17 protein-coding genes are annotated in these 19553 nt (G+C 63.4%); 9 read left to right on the forward strand and 8 right to left on the reverse strand.

The window, feature by feature from the left end; all coding sequences use genetic code 11:
* Positions 1 to 10: 10 nt before the first annotated feature.
* Positions 11 to 1201, reverse strand: coding sequence for a hypothetical protein (locus tag B058_RS0102100; protein ID WP_018506813.1), 1191 nt, complete (start codon positions 1199 to 1201; stop codon positions 11 to 13).
* Positions 1198 to 1689 (reverse strand): thioredoxin family protein, encoded by a 492-nt coding sequence (locus tag B058_RS0102105; RefSeq protein WP_018506814.1) that lies wholly within the window; start codon positions 1687 to 1689, stop codon positions 1198 to 1200. The genes B058_RS0102100 and B058_RS0102105 overlap by 4 nt, the downstream gene beginning before the upstream one ends.
* 73 nt (positions 1690 to 1762) lie before the next feature.
* Here B058_RS0102105 and mog point away from each other — a divergent pair, with 73 nt between their 5' ends.
* Complete coding sequence (mog, locus tag B058_RS0102110) at positions 1763 to 2317, forward strand: molybdopterin adenylyltransferase (RefSeq protein WP_018506815.1); 555 nt, start codon at positions 1763 to 1765, stop codon at positions 2315 to 2317.
* Positions 2314 to 3027 (forward strand): EI24 domain-containing protein, encoded by a 714-nt coding sequence (locus B058_RS0102115; protein WP_018506816.1) that lies wholly within the window; start codon positions 2314 to 2316, stop codon positions 3025 to 3027. Before mog ends, B058_RS0102115 begins: the two co-directional genes overlap by 4 nt.
* Here the strand turns inward: B058_RS0102115 and B058_RS0102120 are convergent.
* From B058_RS0102120 to yjgA, 3 genes are all read right to left on the reverse strand, one after another.
* On the reverse strand, positions 3024 to 3821 hold the full coding sequence (locus B058_RS0102120; RefSeq protein WP_026240566.1) for a hypothetical protein: 798 nt from the start codon (positions 3819 to 3821) through the stop codon (positions 3024 to 3026). The genes B058_RS0102115 and B058_RS0102120 overlap by 4 nt on opposite strands.
* A gap of 64 nt (positions 3822 to 3885) precedes the next feature.
* Positions 3886 to 7374: a DUF748 domain-containing protein gene (locus B058_RS0102125; protein WP_018506818.1), complete on the reverse strand. Its 3489-nt coding sequence runs from the start codon at positions 7372 to 7374 to the stop codon at positions 3886 to 3888.
* A gap of 15 nt (positions 7375 to 7389) precedes the next feature.
* A complete protein-coding gene (gene yjgA, locus B058_RS0102130; protein ID WP_018506819.1) occupies positions 7390 to 7920 on the reverse strand; it encodes a ribosome biogenesis factor YjgA in 531 nt (176 codons plus the stop codon).
* 116 nt (positions 7921 to 8036) lie between these two features.
* Here yjgA and pmbA point away from each other — a divergent pair, with 116 nt between their 5' ends.
* The 7 genes from pmbA to B058_RS0102165 all read left to right on the forward strand — a co-directional run bounded on the left by pmbA (position 8037) and on the right by B058_RS0102165 (position 15102).
* Positions 8037 to 9377, forward strand: coding sequence for a metalloprotease PmbA (gene pmbA / locus B058_RS0102135; protein ID WP_018506820.1), 1341 nt, complete (start codon positions 8037 to 8039; stop codon positions 9375 to 9377).
* Positions 9378 to 9989, forward strand: coding sequence for an arylesterase (locus B058_RS0102140; protein ID WP_018506821.1), 612 nt, complete (start codon positions 9378 to 9380; stop codon positions 9987 to 9989).
* Entirely contained in the window at positions 9986 to 10525 is a 540-nt protein-coding gene (locus B058_RS0102145) for a TRAP transporter small permease subunit (protein WP_018506822.1), read from the forward strand. Before B058_RS0102140 ends, B058_RS0102145 begins: the two co-directional genes overlap by 4 nt.
* Positions 10525 to 11931 (forward strand): TRAP transporter large permease, encoded by a 1407-nt coding sequence (locus tag B058_RS0102150; protein WP_018506823.1) that lies wholly within the window; start codon positions 10525 to 10527, stop codon positions 11929 to 11931. The genes B058_RS0102145 and B058_RS0102150 overlap by 1 nt, the downstream gene beginning before the upstream one ends.
* An 83-nt stretch (positions 11932 to 12014) precedes the next feature.
* On the forward strand, positions 12015 to 12341 hold the full coding sequence (locus B058_RS0102155) for an FKBP-type peptidyl-prolyl cis-trans isomerase (RefSeq protein ID WP_018506824.1): 327 nt from the start codon (positions 12015 to 12017) through the stop codon (positions 12339 to 12341).
* 37 nt (positions 12342 to 12378) lie between these two features.
* The gene (locus B058_RS0102160; RefSeq protein WP_018506825.1) at positions 12379 to 14748 is read left to right on the forward strand and encodes a YgiQ family radical SAM protein; all 2370 of its coding nucleotides are present in this window, start codon (positions 12379 to 12381) and stop codon (positions 14746 to 14748) included.
* 42 nt (positions 14749 to 14790) lie between these two features.
* Positions 14791 to 15102 (forward strand): DUF2288 domain-containing protein, encoded by a 312-nt coding sequence (locus B058_RS0102165; protein ID WP_018506826.1) that lies wholly within the window; start codon positions 14791 to 14793, stop codon positions 15100 to 15102.
* Between the two features lie 49 nt (positions 15103 to 15151).
* Here B058_RS0102165 and B058_RS17385 read toward each other — a convergent pair whose 3' ends face one another.
* The 3 genes from B058_RS17385 to B058_RS0102180 form a co-directional block, all read right to left on the reverse strand.
* A complete protein-coding gene (locus tag B058_RS17385) occupies positions 15152 to 15493 on the reverse strand; it encodes a hypothetical protein (protein ID WP_211208600.1) in 342 nt (113 codons plus the stop codon).
* 287 nt (positions 15494 to 15780) lie between these two features.
* On the reverse strand, positions 15781 to 17235 hold the full coding sequence (locus B058_RS0102175; protein WP_018506828.1) for a PepSY domain-containing protein: 1455 nt from the start codon (positions 17233 to 17235) through the stop codon (positions 15781 to 15783).
* A 3-nt stretch (positions 17236 to 17238) separates the two neighbouring features.
* Entirely contained in the window at positions 17239 to 19320 is a 2082-nt protein-coding gene (locus tag B058_RS0102180; RefSeq protein WP_018506829.1) for a TonB-dependent receptor, read from the reverse strand.
* Positions 19321 to 19553 lie beyond the last annotated feature (233 nt).

Below are 19553 nucleotides of genomic sequence, written 5' to 3' on the forward strand. Positions count from 1 at the left end.
CACCGGCGTCTTACTTCCACTCGGCATGCGCATAACGGACGCGCGTACCGGCCTGTTCATCCTGTTCCAACCAGACCACGTGCAGCCCGCCTGTGGCATCCAGTGTGACGGCCGGGTCGGACTGCACGCCAGGTCCAGCCGCACCCGGGATCGCCACATTGTCGCCGAATGCCGTACCGTCCCAGTCGGCCAGCCATACGTCCGGAGTGCCGTCGCGCGCATCGTCCCACAATGCCAGCAGCCGCCCGTCGGCACTGCCGACGATCTGCGCATGCCATTGCGCCATGTTGTCGCCGAAGCTGTCCTGCACCTTGAGGTTGGGGCCGAAGCGGCGCGCGCCCGGGTCGAATGCCGCATAGACGTCATAGCCAGACAGGAAGTCGCGCTTGTCGAGCCAGACCGCAACGATGCCCAGCGCCCCCCAGGCCGTCAGCGTCGGCCGCATCGCGCCCGTGCCCGCGCCCAGCCCCAGGGATTGGCCCAACCCGGCGCCCTTCGGCAGGTCGCTCAGGCGAACCGGTGGCGAAAAACTGCGGCCATCGCTGCTGTGGCTGGTCAGCGGCACCGTGTGGTGATCGCGGCGATCCTCCCACGCCACGGTCACGCTGCCGTCGCCCGCCACGGCCAGCGCGGGCCACCCCTGTTCGTCAGTCGGCATGGCCGCCTCGACCGGCTGCGCAGGTTCCGTCCGTAGCGTGCCAGCCGTCACGTCCAGCCGGGACACGACGATGCGCCGGAACCGCCCGGCCTGTTCTGCCCAGGCAGCGTACAGCGTGCCAGCTCCCGCTGCCAGCGTGACCTGGCCCGCTTCGGCAGTCGACAAGTTCAATGTCGCGCCGCCGGGCAGCAGCCGTGCATGAACCTTGCCCGCCTCTTCCCAGGCCGCCACGAAGCGCCCGCCGTCCAATGCGACCACGACCGGCTCATAGCACTCGGTCTGGCTCAGTTGGATTTCCGGCTGGAAACCTGCTGCAGTCGCCAGCTTCATCGCCAGATAGCATTGCGGGTTGCCACTACGGTTGTCTTCCCACACCACACCGACAGTCGTGCCCGATACCGCCACGTTGTGGCGGTTGGCCGATTCCATATGGGGGTAGATTTTCGCGCCGCGCACCGAGTTGACGGTCAGCGGCTCGCTCCACTGCCAGGCTGCATGCGCGCTGCCCGCCAGGACAGCCAGCAGCAGGAGCGCCGACCTCACGACTTGCCGTCCAGGAACTGCAGCAGGGTCTTCTGCTTGTAATAGCCGCCGCGCACGTAGCGGTCGAAATCGCGGAAATCCTGCACGGTCTTGAAACCAGGGACCTGCATGATCTTGTCGCCTTGCGGTGTCATGTAGACGAACAGCGGCGTGGCAAACGCCTGCAGGCGCGCGCCCAGTTCGGCCTCGGTGATGCGTTCGCCGGAGGGCAGCGTCAGCCGCTTGCCCGATTCGGCGTCGACATACACCAGTTCATAGTTGTCGCTGTAGAGTTTTTTCAGCGCCGCGTCGGAAAAGGTCGTCTTGTTGGTGTGTTCGCACCAGGCGCAGCCATAGCGCCCAAAATAGAGGAATATCGGCTTGCCGCTCGTGTGCGCCGCCTTCAGGCCGGCATCGAAGCCGACAAACGGGTAGCCCGGGGGCGGGTCGGCCAGTACCGCAGTCGCCCATAAACAGCCTGCCGCCAACACCATCCTGATCAGCTTCATCCCGCTCTCCTTTATCTTCATTCCCTGCATTCTGATAAATTCGGGGACTCGCGCAACCCTCTTTTATGACCACATGACTCACGATCCCGTCCGCATCGGCCTGGTTTCCATCAGCGACCGCGCCAGCAGCGGCGTCTACGAAGACAAGGGCCTGCCCGCACTCGAAGCCTGGTTCGGCGACGTGCTGCTCAATCCCGTCGAATTCGTCACCCGGCTGATTCCCGACGAGCAGGCGCTGATCGAGGCGACGCTGATCGAACTGGCCGATGCCGAAACGTGTTCGCTCATCCTCACCACTGGCGGCACCGGACCCGCGCCACGCGACGTCACGCCAGAAGCCACGCTCGCCGTGGCGCACAAGGTGCTGCCCGGCTTCGGCGAAGCGATGCGCGCGGTGTCGCTGAAGTATGTACCGACCGCGATTCTGTCGCGCCAGGTCGGCGTCACGCGCGGCGGCAGCCTGATCCTCAACCTGCCGGGGCAACCCAAGGCGATCAAGGAAACGCTCGACGGCATCTTCGCCGCCGTGCCCTATTGCATCGATCTCATCGGCGGGCCGTATCTCGAAACCCGGGCGGGGACGATCGACGTATTCCGTCCCAAGTCGGCCCTGAGGCTATCGGTATGACAACCGTACTCGATTCGCTGATGCGCGCCCTGCACGACCTGTTCCAGCCGCGGGTGCTGTGGGTGGTGATCTGGCCGATGCTGGCGGCCGGTCTGCTCTGGCTGGTGCTGGCCGTGACGTTCTGGACCACCTTTTCCGGCTGGATCGCGCTGGGGCTCGGCAAGCTCGGCATCCAGGCTTGGCTGACCGGTCTCGAGCCGGTATGGATCGCCAACGGCATCCAGGCACTGCTGCATGTGCTGTTTTACGTCCCCCTGGTCTATCTCACCGCCCTCGTCATCACCGCCTTGTTCGGCATGACCGCGCTGATCCGCATCGTGGCCGAACGCCATTACCCGGAACTCAAGCGCGAAAACGGCGGCAGCTTCGTCGGCAGCCTGTGGAATGCGCTGATCGCGATGATCGTATTCATCGTCCTGTGGATCGTGACACTGCCGCTATGGCTCATCGGCGTCGGCGTGCTCGTACCCTTCGCGGCCGCGGCCTATCTGAACCAGCGCCTGTTCCGCTACGACGCGATCGCCGAACATGCGAGCGCAGCCGAAATGGCGGTACTGTTCAAGAACGCGCGCGGCGGCTGGTGGGGATTGGGGGTACTGACCGGGCTGGTGCAGTTCGTTCCCTTGCTGAACCTGCTGGGCCCAGTCTTCGCTGCGCTGGCCTTCATCCATTACGGTCTGGCACGGCTGACGCAGCAGCGCCAGTCCTAGGGTGACGCGAAGCGCCGTTTGAAGCCTTCGTCGAGGTTGATTTCATGCGCCGTCATGGCGCCGATCACGCATTGGCCGAGACTGGGCGGCATCACCAGCCGGCCCGCGGCATCCATCAGCCGACCCGCCATGATCTCCGCCTCGTGGCGCGGCATCCGCGGCGGCCGCTCCGGTTCGGCATAGCCCTGCGGGTAAATCGGCCGGCCCTCGGCGTCGTACTTGTCGGTCGCCCCCAGCGTATGCAACAGCTCGTGCGCGATCACGATGTTATTCTGCTGCGTCTGTCGGGGATCGGCGAAGGCATGCACCACGCCGATCAGGCCTTTCTGCAATCCCAGCGAATGCGCCAGCGCGACGCCATCCTGCGGCGCGTGATACAGCACGAACAGCTTGATTCTGCCCAGTTGTGGCAGCCATTCGCCCGATTGCCGATACACCCACCACCGCAGTTTCAGGCTCCACCACACCGTTTTCAGCGCATTATGGTCGTGCGGTGGCGCTGGCGGTTGTTCATGCAGCTCCGGCAGCAGGCTGATCTGCACGGCCGGCGACTGTTTCACACCATAGCGCGCGGTCTCGCGTTCCAGAAAAGTGCCGATGTCGTCGAAATCGCTCGCCTTGAGCGCACGGATCATGCCCTCCGCCTGCGCCGAGCCGTCGCCGTTGATCGGGATGACGGCTACGTCCAACGGCCCGCCCCAGGCCCGCACCCTAGTCTGCTCCAACCAGGTCAGGCCGACTGCGGCAGCAAGAATACCCAGCAGGATGAGAATGCGAATTCGGCGAAACGTCATGGCACGGTCAACAGGTAGGAAGGCCTACCCTTAACGACGAAACGCCGACCCGCTTGAATCGGAATCAAGGCGGGGCGGCGGCGGGCATGGCGACAGGTGCAGCTTCGGCCTTGGGCTTTGCGTCAGCGCCCAGATTCAGCTTGCTCCCCACCAGTTTCTCCTTGGCGGTTTGCTTGATGGGTTCGGATACGCTCACGCGGCTGGCGTCGAGTCCCAGCTTGACCAGCGCATCGTGCATGACTTGGCCGCGCGCCTGCGCAAGTTTGAGCAGGGCTTCGTCGGCGATCTTCGCCTGCCTGGTCAGCCGTTCCAGCAGTTCGGCGTGGAAAGCGGAAATGGGACCCGTGTCGCGGGTCTTGAAGCGGCGCGCAAGGCGCTCGACCATTTCGCTTTCCAACACCCGCGCGGCGGCACCCGCATTCTTGTCCCGGAAACTGGTACGCAGTTTCTGGTAGTCCTCCTTGCCGGCGCTTGCCGCGTAGCGGTCTTCCAGCCAGGTCTGGATCTTGTAGTTGTTGACGTCGACCGGGCCGGGCGCCTCGCCCGGGGCAAGCTTGATGCCCGCGACAGCAACGGCTTCCATGCGCATCTCCTGTTCCTGCAGGGCACGCCGGTCGGCCTCGGGATCGTAGCCGGGCGCCAGGCTGAGCGTCAGCGCGGGGCGCTTGGCCAGGGCTTCGGCCAACGTCTTGAGCTTCTCCTGCTCGGGCGGCATGAGCGCGCTGCTGCCGGGGTCGAAGTTGACGGCCTCCATCTTCTCGGCACTGATCCCCATGAGCTTGCCGAGTGCACGGAAAGGGGCCGTGACAAGCTTGGTCAACACATTGACGATAGCCTTCCAGATGATCTTGCCGTAGCTGAACTGCGGGTCGTCGAGGCTGCCCGACACCGGCAGGTCGAGATCGATGACGCCGTTGCTGTCTTCCAGCAAGGCGATGGCGAGATCGAGCGGCAGATGCAGCGCATCGGGGCTGTCGACGCGTTCGCCCAGCTTGAGCTTGTTGACGACGAACTTGTTCTCGCCGGCCAGTTGGCGATCCTTGATCTTGTATTCGAGATCGACCGAGAGCCTGCCGGAATCGATGCGGCGGCCAGCGAACTTGCCCGAATACGGAGTCAGCCGCGTCATTTCTAGGTTGCGGAAAGCCAGCGTGAGATCGGTGAAGTCGGTCGCCCGGAACGGCTGGATCGAGCCGCGCACACGGGCCGACCCGTAGTCGTCCACCTTGCCGTCGAGTTCGACCTGCGCGGTGGTAGCCGGGTCGGTCGAGAGACCGGTCACGACACCGCCGAGATCGTGCATGCGGGTGCCGAACTGCGGCGTCAGCGAGAGATCCGCGAACTCCGCATTGGCGCCGACGATGCGCAGGCGCTCGATGGCCAGCGGGAATGCAGCCGCCGGCTGCGCGGACGGCGCTGGCTTGCCGGTTGCGACGACAGGTGGCTTGTCCGACGACCGCAGGATGCGCTGCAGGTTGATCGTCTTGTCCTCGAAAATGATCACCTTGCCGAACGGGTTCAGCGCCACCAGTTCGTTCATGTGCAGCCGATTGGGGCCGAGCCTGAAATCGAGGCTGCCAGACGACAGTTTCTTCCAGCCGAGGAAGGCATCCCCAGTGTCTTCTTCCGTGATGGCCAGATCGTCCACCGCAAATCCGCCGCGGAAATCCAGCTTCACGCCCCGCTTCGTCTGCGCAAACGCCAGTTTGCCGTGCGTCGATGCCGTGCCCGAACGCAGATTGAGTCGGGCGAACTGGTTGACGTAGGGCGCGAAGGGTTTCAGCGACAGCGCCGTGAGCTTGACGTCCAGTTGACCCGACGCCCGGCCCGGGACGACCGTGCCGCTGGCATCGAAACGGCCACCCTGCTTAAGCGCAAAACCGGCCTCCAGCGGCACTGCCTTGTCCAGGTCCAGGCTGAGATCTTTCAGGGTGACGAAACCCTTGGCAACATCGAGCTTGACCGGCGCAGCGGGCAACTGGTCGACGATGTCAACTTCGAGATCGGCCAGGCTGAGGCGCGCGAGTTGCACGACCACGGGCGAAACGTTTGCAGTGCCTGGCCTGGCCGGGGTAGCGGCAGGTGCGCCGGGCGCTTTTTTTAGAATATCGGCCCAGTTGAGGTTTTTTTTCTTATCCAGCGTGACGGTGGCCTTGGCGCCATTCAGCTCCAGCGCCTCGATGTCGATGCGATTTTCCGCCAGTTTCATGCCCGCGTTGACCAGCGCCGCGTGCCGCAACTCCGCCACCTGCTGCGACCCCGACTGCACCCGGACCGGGCCCAGCGCGGCGTTCACCGGACCGACGTCGATGGCGGTCCTGGCGCCCACTTCGCCTGTCAGCGCCGCGGTCAGGCCGAAGCCCTCGGCCGTCACGACCAGCGGCGTGGCAAAACCCTGATCAGTGAAACGCGACGTCCAGTCGGCCAGTTTGATTTCGCGCACGCCGATTTTCCAGGACACCATCGGTTCGGCTGTCTTGGGAGAGGCTGGTTGGGGCGGGGCCGCCCCTTGTTCTGCACCGAACAGTGTTTGCCAGTCCAGCATCCCCTTGACGTCCCGCGTCGCAGCCAGTTTGGCGCCGGTGAGATTCACGCTCGCGACATCGAGCGTACGCGTGGCCAGATCGAAATTCGCGTTGCCGACCCGCGCCTCGGCCAGCTGCAGCACTGGCTCGCCGCCGTCGCGCGGCGCCAGCGCCAGGTTCTGCACGATCAGGTTGGCGCCGTTGATCCGCACCCAGGGCACGTCTTCGCCCGCCTTGTCGCGCACCAGGGCAAAGCGGTAGCGCAGACCGGCCGCCAAGGTGCCGGAGGGCAGTTCGAAATTGCGCGGACCCTTGATCACCCGCAGCAGTTTGGCCAGCTGCACGCCCTCCAAGCCCAGTTCGCCGCTTGACGCGACAGGGTTCAGGCCGACGTCGCCTTTCCATTTGAGGGTACCGCCCTGCGCCGGCAATTTGGCGGCGATCAGGTAATCTCCGCGATCCTCGGGCAGGGTCGAAAGCCCGTCGAGTTCGATGCCAAGGGGCTCCAATACGGCGTTGAACGGCTTGCCTGCACGGTTCGCGTCGGTATAGACGATGTGGCCATCGTCGATCCGGATGTGGTCGATCAGTACCCGCGCGATCGTATCGGACGGCGGTGTCTTGTCTTCATTGAGCTTGGCGATCAGTGCCGCCCAGTTCAGCGTACCGCCGGGGCGCACCTCGACGGTGGCGTGAGGCTGATCGAGCTCGATATCCCGGATGCGCCAGGCCCAGCGGAACAGCCCGGTGGTATCGAGGTTGACATACAGCCGCTCGAAACTCGCCAGCGGCGCGCCGTTCTGCTCGGCCAGCTTGAGGTCGTCCACCGTGGCTTCCAGCGTGAGAGGATTGAACTTGACGTGGCGTACGCTCAGTTGGCTGGCGAGCTTGTTCTCGCCGATCCAGGGCAGCAGCTTCTGCGCCAGCGGGTCGATCAGGAAGAACCCGAAGATCAGATACAGCCCGAACAGCCCGGCCACGATCAGGAACGGCAGGCTCAAGGCGATTTTGACGATGCGTCCCCACATGCTGCCTCCCCTGGCTTATTTCGTTTGCATGGCCTCGCGGATCACCCGGAAGATTTCCCGGAAGGCCTTGGGCGGCTTGTTGTGCGCGGCCTCGTCGCGCGCATTGCGGATCAGCTGCCGCAGATGCGTGGCATCGGTATCCGGATGGTTGTTGAGAAACAGCGTCAGCGCCTCGTTGTCGGCAATGAGCTTCTCGCGCCACTTCTCGGCTTGGTGCAGCTTGGCGTTTTCCGCCGCGGACACGCCGTTGAAGGCGTCGATCTGCGCCTGGATCGGCGCCGGGTCGACCGACCGCATCAGCTTGCCGATATATTGCTTCTGCCGGCGCAGCGCGCCGTTCTGGGTGATCTTGCGGCAGTCGGCGACGGCGACGCGCAGGTCTTCCGGCAATTCGATGCGCTTGAACTGGGCATCGGGGAGCTTGACCAGGATTTCGCCCAGCGCTTGCAGGGCTTCGACTTCGCGTTTTTGTTGGCTTTTGCTGGGACCGTCGTAGACGTCGTCAGGGTCGAATTCCAGCTCGGCATCAGGGTCGATCAGGCGCACGGTGAGACTTTCGGTTACTGTTATTATCGCCATTGTAGTTTCTGCCCAGACAAAACGTGCCGAATCAATACAACAGCCGACCCGACTTGCGTCCCACTTCCCTTTTATAGCCCGACATGTCCCGCTCCCAATTCAGCTATACCCGCGACCAGCTCATGGCCCTCTCCCGGATCGTCATCGAGCATGCTGCCAAGCAGGGCGCCACTGCCGCCGACACCGAAATCTCCGAGGGCGTCGGCCAGAGCGTCAGCGTACGCCAGGGTGAAATCGAAACCATCGAATACAACAAGGACAAGGGCGCCGGCGTCACCGTCTATATCGGCCAGCGGCGCGGCCATGCCTCGACTTCGGACCTGTCGGAAGCCGCGCTGAAAAGCGCGGTGGAAAAAGCGCTGACCATCGCCCGCTACACCGCAGAGGACGAAGCAGCCGGCCTGCCCGACGCCGACCGGCTGGCGAAGGACATGCCCGACCTCGACCTCTACCACCCGTGGGCGCTTACCGTGGAAGAGGCCGCCGAGCGTGCCCAGGCCTGCGAAGCGGCGGCACTGGCGGTGGACAAGCGGCTGACCAACTCCGAAGGCGCCGGTGTCAGCCTGCACACCTCGCAGTTCATCTACGCGAACAGCCTCGGCTTCTGCAATGGTTATGCCGGTTCGCGCCACGGCATGTCGGTCGCCGTGATCGGCGAGGACAAGGGCGGCATGCAGCGCGATTACTGGTACACCAGTGCCCGCAATGCAAACGACCTGGACTCCGCCGAAACCGTCGGCCGCATCGCCGGCACCCGCACCGTGCGCCGGCTCAACGGCCGCAAGCTCGACACCCGCACCTGTCCGGTGCTGTTCGAGGCGCCGATCGCCACCGGCCTGATCGGCAACTTCGTCGCCGCCGTGTCGGGTGGCAGCCTGTACCGCAAGTCGTCGTTCCTGCTCGACAGCCTGGGGCAGCCGGTATTCGCCCCGCTGGTGAACATCCGCGAGCAGCCCCTTATTCCTGGCGGCCTTGGCAGCGCGCCCTTCGACAGCGAAGGCGTCGCCTGTCTCGACCGCGACGTCGTCAGGGACGGCGTGCTGCAGGGCTATTTCCTGTCGACCTACTCGGCGAAGAAACTCGGCATGAAAACCACCGGCAACGCCGGCGGCAGCCACAACCTGATCGTCACGCCAGGCGAGCACGACCTCGACGGCCTGCTCAAGCAGATGGGCACGGGGCTGATGGTCACCGAACTGCTCGGCCACGGCGCCAACATGGTCACCGGCGACTACTCGCGCGGCGCCGCCGGCTTCTGGGTGGAAAACGGCGAGATCCAGTATCCGGTCGAGGAAATCACCATCGCCGGCAACCTGGCCGCGATGTTCAAGGGCATCGTCGCCATCGGCAAGGACATCGAGCGACGCAGTTCCAAGCAGGTCGGCTCCATCCTGATCGACCACATGACGGTGGCCGGCAACTAAATGTTGGCAACCCGGCGCTATGTCCTGGCGCTGTTCGCCGTTCTCCTTCTCGCCTCGTGCGGCCGCGCGCCCACGCTGCCCAGGCTCAGCCCGCACGACGTCATCCTCGCCTTCGGCGACAGCCTGACCCACGGTACCGGTGCCAGCGAGGAGACAGCCTATCCTGCCGTGCTGGCGTCGCTGACCGGCCACACGGTCATCAACGCCGGCGTGCCCGGCGACACCACGGCCACCGGGCTGCAGCGCCTGCCCGCCGTGCTGGCCGAGCACAAGCCGCGCCTGGTGCTGCTGTGCCTGGGCGGCAACGACATGCTGCACCAGCAGCCTGCCGCCACGACCGAGAACAACCTGCGCCTGCTGGTGCAGACCATCCGCGCCAGCGGTGCCGAGGTCGTGCTGATCGGCGTGCCCGAACCCAGGCTGTTCGGCGGCGCGCCGCATTTCTACGCCCGCGTCGCCAAGGACATGAAGCTGCCGCTGGAACAGGACGCGTTCAACGAGGTGCTGAAGGACGCCCGCCTCAAGTCCGACCCCATCCACGCCAACGCCGCCGGCTACCGCGTAGTCGCCCAACGACTGGATGAATTCCTCAAGGAAGCCGGCGCGTTGTGAAGCCCCTGCTCGCCCTGGCCTGCCTGATCGACGCATTGACCGAACGAGTCGGCCGCCTTGTCATCTGGCTGGTGCTCGTCGCCACGCTGATTTCGGCCGGCAACGCACTCGCCCGTTATCTGCTTGGCGAAAGCTCGAACGCCTGGCTGGAAATCCAGTGGTACCTGTTCGGCGCGATGTTCCTGCTGGCCGCGGGCTACACGCTGAAGCACAACGGCCATGTGCGCATCGACATTTTCTACAATCGCCTGGGACCGCGCGGACAGGCCTGGATCGACCTCGTCGGCGGACTGCTGTTCCTGTTGCCGATGGCACTGCTGCTCATGTGGCTGGCGTGGCCGATGGCCCATGAGGCCTGGGTCACGCACGAAATGTCGCCCGACGCCGGCGGCTTGGTGCGCTGGCCGGTCAAGCTGTTGTTGCCCGCCGGATTCGCCCTGCTCGCGCTGCAGGGAATCGCCGAGATCATCAAGCGCATCGGCGTGCTCTCGGGCCATCTCGTGTTGCCCCACGAGGCTCCGGAGGAAGAAGTCTGATGGACGGTGCGGTCGTGGGCGATATGGCACCGCTGATGTTCCTCGGCCTGGTGGCCTTCCTGCTGCTGGGCTATCCGGTGGCGTTCGCGCTCGCGGCCAACGGCCTACTGTTCGCCGGCGTCGGCATTGCTGCCGGACTGTTCGACGTCTCGCTGCTGCAGGCGCTACCCGAGCGCGTCTACGGCATCGTCGCCAACCCCACGCTCCTGGCCATCCCTTTCTTCGCCTTCATGGGCCTGGTTCTCGAACGCTCCGGCATGGCCGAGGACCTGCTCGACACCATCGGCCAGCTGTTCGGATCCTTGCGCGGCGGCCTCGCCTACGCGGTGATCCTGGTCGGCGCGCTGCTCGCGGCCACCACTGGCGTCGTCGCCGCGTCGGTGATCGCGATGGGCCTGATCTCGATGCCGGTGATGCTGCGCTACGACTACGACAAGCGGCTGGCCGCCGGCGTCATCGCCGCCTCGGGCACGCTGGCACAGATCATTCCGCCCTCCTTGGTCCTGATCGTCCTGGCCGACCAGCTCGGCGCCCCGGTCGGCGCCATGTACAAGGGCGCCCTGCTGCCTGGCATGGCGCTGGTCGGCCTGTATCTACTTTACGTTCTGGGCGTGACGCTGGTGAGACCGCACGCCGCCCCCGCCATGCCGGCCAGCGCGCGCACCCTGCACGGCATGGCCCTCATGCTGCGCGTGCTCACCACACTGGTGCCACCGCTGGTGCTGATCTTCCTGGTGCTTGGCACCATCTTCCTCGGCGTCGCCACCCCTACCGAGGGCGGCGCCATGGGCGCGGCCGGCGCACTGCTGCTGGCGCTGGCACGCGGGCGGCTCTCCCGCCTGCAGCTGACGCAGGCGATGGACAGCACGACCAAGCTCACCACTTTCGTCATCTTCATCCTCATCGGCTCGACCATCTTCACCCTGGTGTTCCGCGGGCTCGACGGCGACGTCTGGGTCGAGCACCTCTTCAGCCGACTGCCTGGCGGCGTGCTCGGCTTCCTCGTCACGGTCAACCTGCTGGTCTTCGTGCTGGCGTTTTTTCTCGATTTCTTCGAGATCGCCTTCATCGTGGTGCCGTTGGTCGGCCCCATCGCCTACAAGCTTGGCATCGACCCGATCTGGTTCGGCGTCATGCTCGCGGTCAACATGCAGACTGCCTTCATGCACCCGCCCTTCGGCTTCGCCCTGTTCTACCTGAAGAGCGTCGCCCCCAAAGCGGTCCGCACGGCCGACATCTACTGGGGCGCGATTCCTTTCCTCCTGATCCAGCTCGTCATGGTCGTCGTGGTACTGGGCTTTCCGCAGGTCGTATTGCGCGATGCGCCGCCGGACGCCAGCAGCGTCAGGGAAGTCCCCCTGAATGTCGATCCAGACACGGGCTTCCTGCCTGCCGAGTGGCGCTGACCCGGAAACGTGAGAAAATGAGCGGCTTCGCGCAGCGCTGTCGCCTGTGCGTCCCTCGCAACCTCACATTCCAGGACTGAATCATGAGCGAACTCATCATCGAAGACATCGTCGCCGGCAGCGGCGACACCGCCAGCGCCGGCCAGTACGTGTCGGTGCACTACACCGGCTGGCTCACCAACGGCCAGAAATTCGACTCCAGCGTCGACCGCAACGATCCGTTCGAATTCAAGCTCGGCATGGGCCAGGTCATCCCCGGCTGGGACCAGGGCGTGGCCGGCATGCAAGTGGGCGGCAAGCGCAAGCTCACCATTCCGCCGGAACTGGCCTACGGCTCGCGCGGGGCCGGCGGCGTGATTCCGCCGAACGCCACCCTGGTGTTCGAAGTGGAACTGCTGGGCGTCAACTGAATCTTTCTTATCCGCCTATTTCGCGGATAAACACGCCATGACCCACGCCCTGTTCTCCCACCGCAAGCACTGGGCGGCCCGCTTCGGCACCGCCCCCTTCCTGCCGATGTCGCGCGCCGAGATGGCCGCGCTCGGCTGGGATGCGTGCGACGTGATTCTCGTCACCGGCGACGCCTACATCGACCATCCCAGCTTCGGCATGGCGCTGGTCGGGCGGCTGCTGGAGGCGCAGGGCTACCGCGTCGGCATCATCAGCCAGCCCGACTGGCACTCGGCCGACGCCTTCCGTGCGCTGGGTCAGCCGACGCTGTATTTCGGCGTCACGGCGGGCAACATGGACTCGATGGTCAACCGCTACACCTCCGACCGCAAGATCCGCTCCGACGACGCCTACACGGCCAACGCCGAGCCCAACAAGCGCCCCGACCGCGCCGTGACCGTGTATGCCCAGCGCTGCCGCGAGGCGTATCCCGGCACCCCGGTGATCATCGGCTCGATCGAGGCCAGCCTGCGCCGCATCGCGCACTACGACTACTGGTCGGACACCGTGCGCCGCTCGGTGCTGCCGGATTCGAAGGCGGATCTTTTGATCTTCGGCAACGCCGAACGCGCGCTGCTCGACGTCACCCACCGCCTCGCCAAGGGCGAAAAGATCGGCGACATCCGCGACGTGCGCGGCACCGGCTTCATGGTGGCGCACGACTGGAAGCCGCCCACGCCGGAGGCGGGGATCGAAGGCGACTCAAACTGGATCGAGGTGCTCTCGACCGAGCTCGACACCCCCGGCGCCATCGACGCCCACGTCGACCCCTACGCGATGACGCCCACCGGGCCCACCGCGCAGACGCCTGAAGGTACGGCGCCGGTGCGCATCGTCCCCAAGGCCGAGCGGCTCGCGGCGAAGCAGGAAGTGCGCGCGCGCACCGTGATCCGCCTGCCCGATTACGACCAGGTGAAGAACAACCCGGTGCTGTACGCCCATGCCTCGCGCGTGTTCCACCTCGAATCCAACCCCGGCAATGCGCGCGCCATGCGGCAGGCGCACGGCGAGCGCGACGTCTGGCTCAACCCGCCGCCAATCCCGCTTTCCACATCGGAGATGGACGCGGTGTACGACCTGCCCTACGCGCGCGCGCCGCACCCGAGTTACGGCGACGCCAAGATCCCCGCGTGGGAGATGATCCGCTTCTCGGTCAACATCATGCGCGGCTGCTTCGGCGGCTGCACCTTCTGCTCGATCACCGAGCACGAGGGCCGCATCATCCAGAGCCGCTCCGAGGATTCGGTCATCAAGGAAATCGAGGCGATCCGCGACAAGACGCCAGGGTTTACGGGCGTCATATCCGACCTCGGCGGGCCGACCGCCAACATGTACCGCATGGCGTGCAAGTCGAAGAAGATCGAGCACGCCTGCCGCAAGCTGTCGTGCGTGTTCCCCGACATCTGCGACAACCTCAACACCGACCACACGCCGCTGATCCACATGTACCGCCGCGCGCGTGCGCTGCCCGGCATCAAGAAGATCCTCATCAGTTCGGGCCTGCGCTACGACCTCGCGGTGCGCTCGCCCGAATACGTCAAGGAACTGGTGCAGCATCACGTCGGCGGCTATCTGAAGATCGCGCCCGAGCACACCGAGGCCGGCCCGCTGTCGAAAATGATGAAGCCCGGCATGGGCGCCTACGACCGCTTCAAGGAGATGTTCGAGGCGGCCTCGAAGGCAGTCGGCAAGAAGCAGTACCTGATCCCCTATTTCATCGCCGCCCATCCCGGCACCACCGACGAGGACATGCTCAATTTGGCCTTATGGCTGAAGAAACACGACTTCCGCCTCGACCAGGTGCAGACCTTCCTGCCGACCCCGATGGCGCTGGCGACCGCGATGTACCACACCGAGAGGAACCCGCTGAAGAAAGTGCTCGGCGGCAAGGCCGAGACGGTGTCTGTCGTCAAACAGGGCCGCACGCGGCGCCTGCACAAGGCCTTTCTGCGCTACCACGACGCGGACAACTGGCCGCTGCTGCGCGAAGCCCTGAAGGAAATGGGCCGCGAAGACCTCATCGGAAACAGCAAGAAACACCTCATTCCGCTTTACCAGCCCGCCGGCACCGGCAAGCAGCCGGAAGGCACGCGCACCCCGCGCGCCGAAGGCGGCCGCGCCAAGCCGGCATCCGGCAAACCCGGTTCACCCAAGCCCCATGCGGCCAAACCCGCGCCAGCCAAAGCGGGCACGAATAAATCCGGCGCCATCAAACCGACATCGGGCAAGCCCGCCTCCGCCAGCCGCGGCCGTCCGCCCCGCAAGGGGACTCCGACTTCCAGCGGGCTAAAGCCCGGGGAAGATCGTATGCCGCAAGTGCCCAAGCACCCTCTCAGTCAGCGCCGCGGCGGCGGCAAATCCCGCTAGCGTTTCCACTTGTAACTTGCACCTTGTAACCTGCATCTCGCCATGACCCCCAGCGACATCCTCCGCGCCAAGCTCAACCTCGAAACCGCCCAGCTCGCCTGGCCCGAACTCGAACGCCACTTCGCGCGCGGCGATGTCATCAAGGTCGCCCCCAGCATGGATCTGGTCGACGCCGCCCTGCACGTCGCCGAGAACAATGCCGCGACCGTGCAGGCATGGCTGACAGAAGGCCGCATCGCCCGCGCCGAGCTCAGCGACGCCGAGGACTGGCACGCACGCCAGCCGATGTTCTGGGCAGTGGTGGTGGCGCCGTGGGTGCTGGTACAGGAAGTGCTGAAGGAGCTGGATTCCTAGGTCAGCGTGTCGTCGACCGGGCGGCCGCTCAGGCCAGGTGTCTTGATTTTCAGTCCCGGAGCGCTTGCCAACCGGGATGCTGGAAATAGCGCCCATAAGCGTTCAGCGCCTGCAGGACCCCGACCGCACCGTCGTGGCGAGGACTCGCGGTTTTCCCTTCCATCACCTCGGCACCGGCCACCAGGTCTGCGAGCACAAGGTGGAGCGTGGCGTCGGCTTTCGGCTCCAGCTTGCAGTGCTCGACCGCATAGGCCACCTTCTGCTTGATCGTCGCCGCCAGCGCCGGGTACGCAGCATTGTCGAATTGATTCTTGCGGATCAACGGCACAGCCTTGGCCATCGCCTGGTTAAATCGCTCATGGCCTGGCGCAGCGGCGCGTCGGTTGCCCATTTCTTCCCTGCATTGAGCTCGAGCTTCTGCACGCCGGCGCTGCCATGGGGGTGACGGTGATCGGCGTTCGATGTGTTAATGGGAAATCCGGTTCTCAGTCTTTTCACATCCCCCGAGTCTTACAAATCTTCAGTCTTGTGGGTATCGGAAAACGACTAACCCGTCCAGGTTGGCTTCCCGGGTCAGAAAATAAGCTGCTGGTTGGTTGTATCCAATAATTGCAGTTATCCGCTTGGGCCTTGACTTCGGAACCAGCCATCCCTCGATTGCCAAGAAGCCAAAACAGATTACTTTCGTATGCGTCGCCAGCCCAGTACAACACCGCTGAACGACAACATCGCGCCGAAGAGGCATAGTGCAATCGCCACAATATCCCACACCGGACGATGCCGAGTCAGGAAAGGAAAATCGAGCCGGTGCAAGCCATTGAACAGCCAGCGATAAAGACGGCTATTGTTGTCCGCATAACCGGCGATGCGGCCACTGGCCGGGTCAAGATAAAAACTGGTGTCGTCCGTATCGTCGAAATCGACTCGCAAAACCGGAAGCACGGGATCGTCGTCGTGATGACGGTAGTAATAAAAATCGCCTTCGGATATCCATGTACTGCCAATGACAGGGAGATTGGGGCGAAGCCGTTTCGCTGCGGCAAGCAACCGTTCTCGAGAAAATGTCGTCGACGAAAAGTCAGCCGCCGACACGAGGATGCTTCGTTCGCTGCCTTGCCGATACAGGCGCAAATAGCCTTGGCCGGAAAATCTCAGCCATTCGATCTCGACAATCGGTTTAGACTGTCGCGCTAACAACGTTGCTGGCGCCAGTGACAATTCTGTTCTTCCCAGCTCGCCACCGGAAATGGCCATGCGGTCCGCGTGTGTAATACCGCCACGGTCAAACAGGTGGAAAGGATTGACGGAAAGCCAACCGCTGAACAGCCATGTCAGCGAGAACAACGCCGCGCCGAGGCCAAGGAAATGGTGCCAACGCTGCCAGCCGCGATACGGTGTGACGCGATTGCGTGAATAGCGTTTCCGCCAACGAATACGAAGCCAGCCGACACTGGCGCCTGTCAGTGCCAGCGCGAAGGCGATACCTGAAGTCCACATTACGACTTGTCGCCAGGGTTCGCGCAGCATGCGCAAAGGCGTGAAATAAATCCAGTGGATCACCGAACCAAGCCAGTTCCATGCACGCTCGGACCGACCGGTATCGCGCACGACTTCGCCGGTACGCGACGATACGTACACTATGCTGCCAATGGCATCGTTCAGTTCAATGCGATACAGCGGCCGATGGGCATCGAGACCACCCAGGCTCCATTGATCGATATCGATCTTGTTGATTGCCTTGACTGCTCCGCCGCGCATTGCCTGCGCGGCATGCATAGCTTCTGCAGCGACGACCTCGGAACGCAGTTTTCCGTTGTCGGCCCAAACTACAAAGGGACGGTCTGTCTTCATGAACAGATAGCCGGGGCGAGCAGCGTTGAGAGATGCGAAGTTGACCAGACGCACCGAGTCCGGCGCGCCGGGTTCTCCCACAGCCTGCCATGCGGTTGCAGCATCGACCTTGATCTGCTCTGCCGCCAGCGGCATGAGTGCGGCACGGCGTTCCGCATCGTCGAGATGCGGATACGCCACGTACATCATCACAACGCCGGAAACAAACCATAGCAGCACCATGGCGCCAATGGCGATGCCTAGCCACCGATGCGTCAGATACAAGATGCGCCGCAGGGACATACTTTAGAATTTGAACTCGGCCGTCAATTCCACATGACGCGGATCGCCAAGACTAACTTGCGTAGAGGTATAGGCCGTGGTCGCATATACGCGATCACCAAGGTTGCGCACGATAGCGCGGAACGTGGTGTTTCGACCCTTATGCCATGCCACACTCGCGTCCACTACCGTGTAGGCGGGCAGCGCCTGCGTATTGCCATTGTCGGCATAGCTCTTGCCGACATAGCGTGCGCCGATGCCGCTTTGCCACGCGCGCTTATCGTAGTTCAGCCACAGGTTGGCAACCTGGTTGGCGACATTCGGCGGTCGCTTGCCCGCGAACGAAGTTCCCGTGCCATCGGTCAATTCGTCGAATTGCGCATCCAACAAGGCGACGTTGCCATCGATACGCCAGCCCTTGCCGACAACGAAGCTGGTGGAGAATTCCGCGCCCTTCGATGATTGGCTGCCCCCTTGAATCGACAGCGCCAGATTGTTCGGATCTCGGGTGATAATGTCGTCCTTCTTGATGTGATAGAACGCCGTCGTCCATTCGCCGCGACCACCCGCGAAGCTCTGTTTGAGTCCAGCTTCGACTTGCCTGCCTTTCGTCAGCTCAAAACGACTGTTTGCCAAGCTGATCGAAAGCAGACTGCCGATTGGGTCGCTACCCGTGCTGGCCTGCGCATAGATCGAAGTGTTCGGCGTCAACCGGTAGGTAAGGCCGAGGCGCACCGCGGTGCTGTCGAGGTCGGTATCGAAACTGGCGCCGGTGCTGGAGGTAATACGCGTGTAATCGTAATTGTCGTAACGCACTCCCGCGAGCAGCAGCAGGCGTTCGGTCATATCGTAGGCATCTTCGGCGTAGAACGCCAGGCCGCGCGTATGCGAACTGAAATTCGGTATGGCGGGGATCCCTTGGGGGGCAAAACTGCCCGAGTCGAAATTTTGCAACGGCACCGAATCACTGCCGCCAAAACCGTTGCTGTAGTGGTGAAAATCAAACTCTGAAATTTCCCAACCGGCGACGAAGCGATTGCCCTTGGTCTTATAGGCGGCCTCAAGACGGTTCGCGACCTGTTGTTGCCAATGGCGGATTTCGCCGAAGCTGGCTCGGTCGACCTGATTGGTCAGTGAGTTATACGCGTACTCTTCGGCGTCGCGCCAGTGTCGCTTTGCGGTGAAATAGGTCACTTCGTCGCGCACTGTCAGATTTGACGCGGCTTCCCAAGTAACACGGCCGAGCAAGCGGTCATCGACGTATCTGATCTTGGCATCTCCGACATTGTAGTTGCGTCTGCGGATCGAGTCGTCGATAGCGCCATTGATTAGCGGCATACCCCAGTATCGAGTAGGGTTCTGGTCGGCATGGTCCAGCTGCACTTCGATGCGCAGATCGCTGCGCGGATCAAGGCGAAAACTGGTCATGAGTTTGTTGGCTTTCGAATCGCCACGATCGATGAAACCATCGCTGCCCTCCGTATAAGCGTCGATACGAAAAGCACCGGCTGACCCAAGCGCACCGGTACCGCCCAAACCGACGCGGTAGGTATTGCCCTCACCAATGCCGATCAGCGCCTCCCCCGTCGATTCGGCGAGCGGCGCCTTGCGGATGGCATTGATGGTGGCACCGGTCGCGCCGGTGCCATAGAGAATGGAGCCCGGCCCACGCAATACTTCGATGCGCCCATAACCCCAGGTGTTAGATGGATCGGTCACGGTGCCGGCACCGACCATCATTTGGCGACCATCAAGCAAAACGGCGACCGAGTTGTTACCGGTAAAGCCACGCGCCGAATAGGCAACACCGCCATCGCCTTGCGTGGCAATGTCCGTGAGGCCGGTGGTCCGGGTGATGGCATCGCGCACACTGAAATCGCCGCGTTCGCGCATGGTTTCCTCGTCAACACTTTCCACGCTGGCTGGTGTATCACGCGTGCTTAGCTTGAGGCGACTACCGGTGGACGATGGTGCATTGAGGTCCAGGTTGGGTTGTTCGCGGTCGCCATCGACCTCGATCGTCGGCAATACTGTATCGCTGGCGTAGGTATTGAATGTGAACAGAATTGCTGACGCAATTGTGGCGCGTTTCAAATGGTAATACATGGATCGCTCTCCCTATTTCCAGTATGCGTCCCCGCATCCGGTAATTTATGAATATGGAAACGCGTTGGGGAAAAACGCAAGCAATGAGAAGTGCCCCATCGTTACATCCCCGCAACGCTTCCAAACCGGCAGACGCTGGCAATGAAGTGATTGTTTGCGTCAATCGCCAATCATCAATTATTCGATTACGGTTTTCAAAGACTTAATGTCAATAATTTATATAGCGAATGACT

Source organism: Thiobacillus thioparus DSM 505 (assembly GCF_000373385.1).
GTDB lineage: Bacteria > Pseudomonadota > Gammaproteobacteria > Burkholderiales > Thiobacillaceae > Thiobacillus > Thiobacillus thioparus.

Bases quoted from the DNA above. Each gene is read 5' to 3' on its own strand.
- B058_RS0102105 (WP_018506814.1), bottom strand. From the start codon at position 1,689: ATGAAGCTGATCAGGATGGTGTTGGCGGCAGGCTGTTTATGGGCGACT.
- mog (WP_018506815.1), top strand. From the start codon at position 1,763: ATGACTCACGATCCCGTCCGCATCGGCCTGGTTTCCATCAGCGACCGC.
- B058_RS0102115 (WP_018506816.1), top strand. From the start codon at position 2,314: ATGACAACCGTACTCGATTCGCTGATGCGCGCCCTGCACGACCTGTTC.
- B058_RS0102120 (WP_026240566.1), bottom strand. From the start codon at position 3,821: ATGACGTTTCGCCGAATTCGCATTCTCATCCTGCTGGGTATTCTTGCT.
- B058_RS0102125 (WP_018506818.1), bottom strand. From the start codon at position 7,374: ATGTGGGGACGCATCGTCAAAATCGCCTTGAGCCTGCCGTTCCTGATC.
- pmbA (WP_018506820.1), top strand. From the start codon at position 8,037: ATGTCCCGCTCCCAATTCAGCTATACCCGCGACCAGCTCATGGCCCTC.
- B058_RS0102140 (WP_018506821.1), top strand. From the start codon at position 9,378: ATGTTGGCAACCCGGCGCTATGTCCTGGCGCTGTTCGCCGTTCTCCTT.
- B058_RS0102150 (WP_018506823.1), top strand. From the start codon at position 10,525: ATGGACGGTGCGGTCGTGGGCGATATGGCACCGCTGATGTTCCTCGGC.
- B058_RS0102155 (WP_018506824.1), top strand. From the start codon at position 12,015: ATGAGCGAACTCATCATCGAAGACATCGTCGCCGGCAGCGGCGACACC.
- B058_RS0102160 (WP_018506825.1), top strand. From the start codon at position 12,379: ATGACCCACGCCCTGTTCTCCCACCGCAAGCACTGGGCGGCCCGCTTC.
- B058_RS0102165 (WP_018506826.1), top strand. From the start codon at position 14,791: ATGACCCCCAGCGACATCCTCCGCGCCAAGCTCAACCTCGAAACCGCC.
- B058_RS17385 (WP_211208600.1), bottom strand. From the start codon at position 15,493: ATGGGCAACCGACGCGCCGCTGCGCCAGGCCATGAGCGATTTAACCAG.
- B058_RS0102175 (WP_018506828.1), bottom strand. From the start codon at position 17,235: ATGTCCCTGCGGCGCATCTTGTATCTGACGCATCGGTGGCTAGGCATC.
- B058_RS0102180 (WP_018506829.1), bottom strand. From the start codon at position 19,320: ATGTATTACCATTTGAAACGCGCCACAATTGCGTCAGCAATTCTGTTC.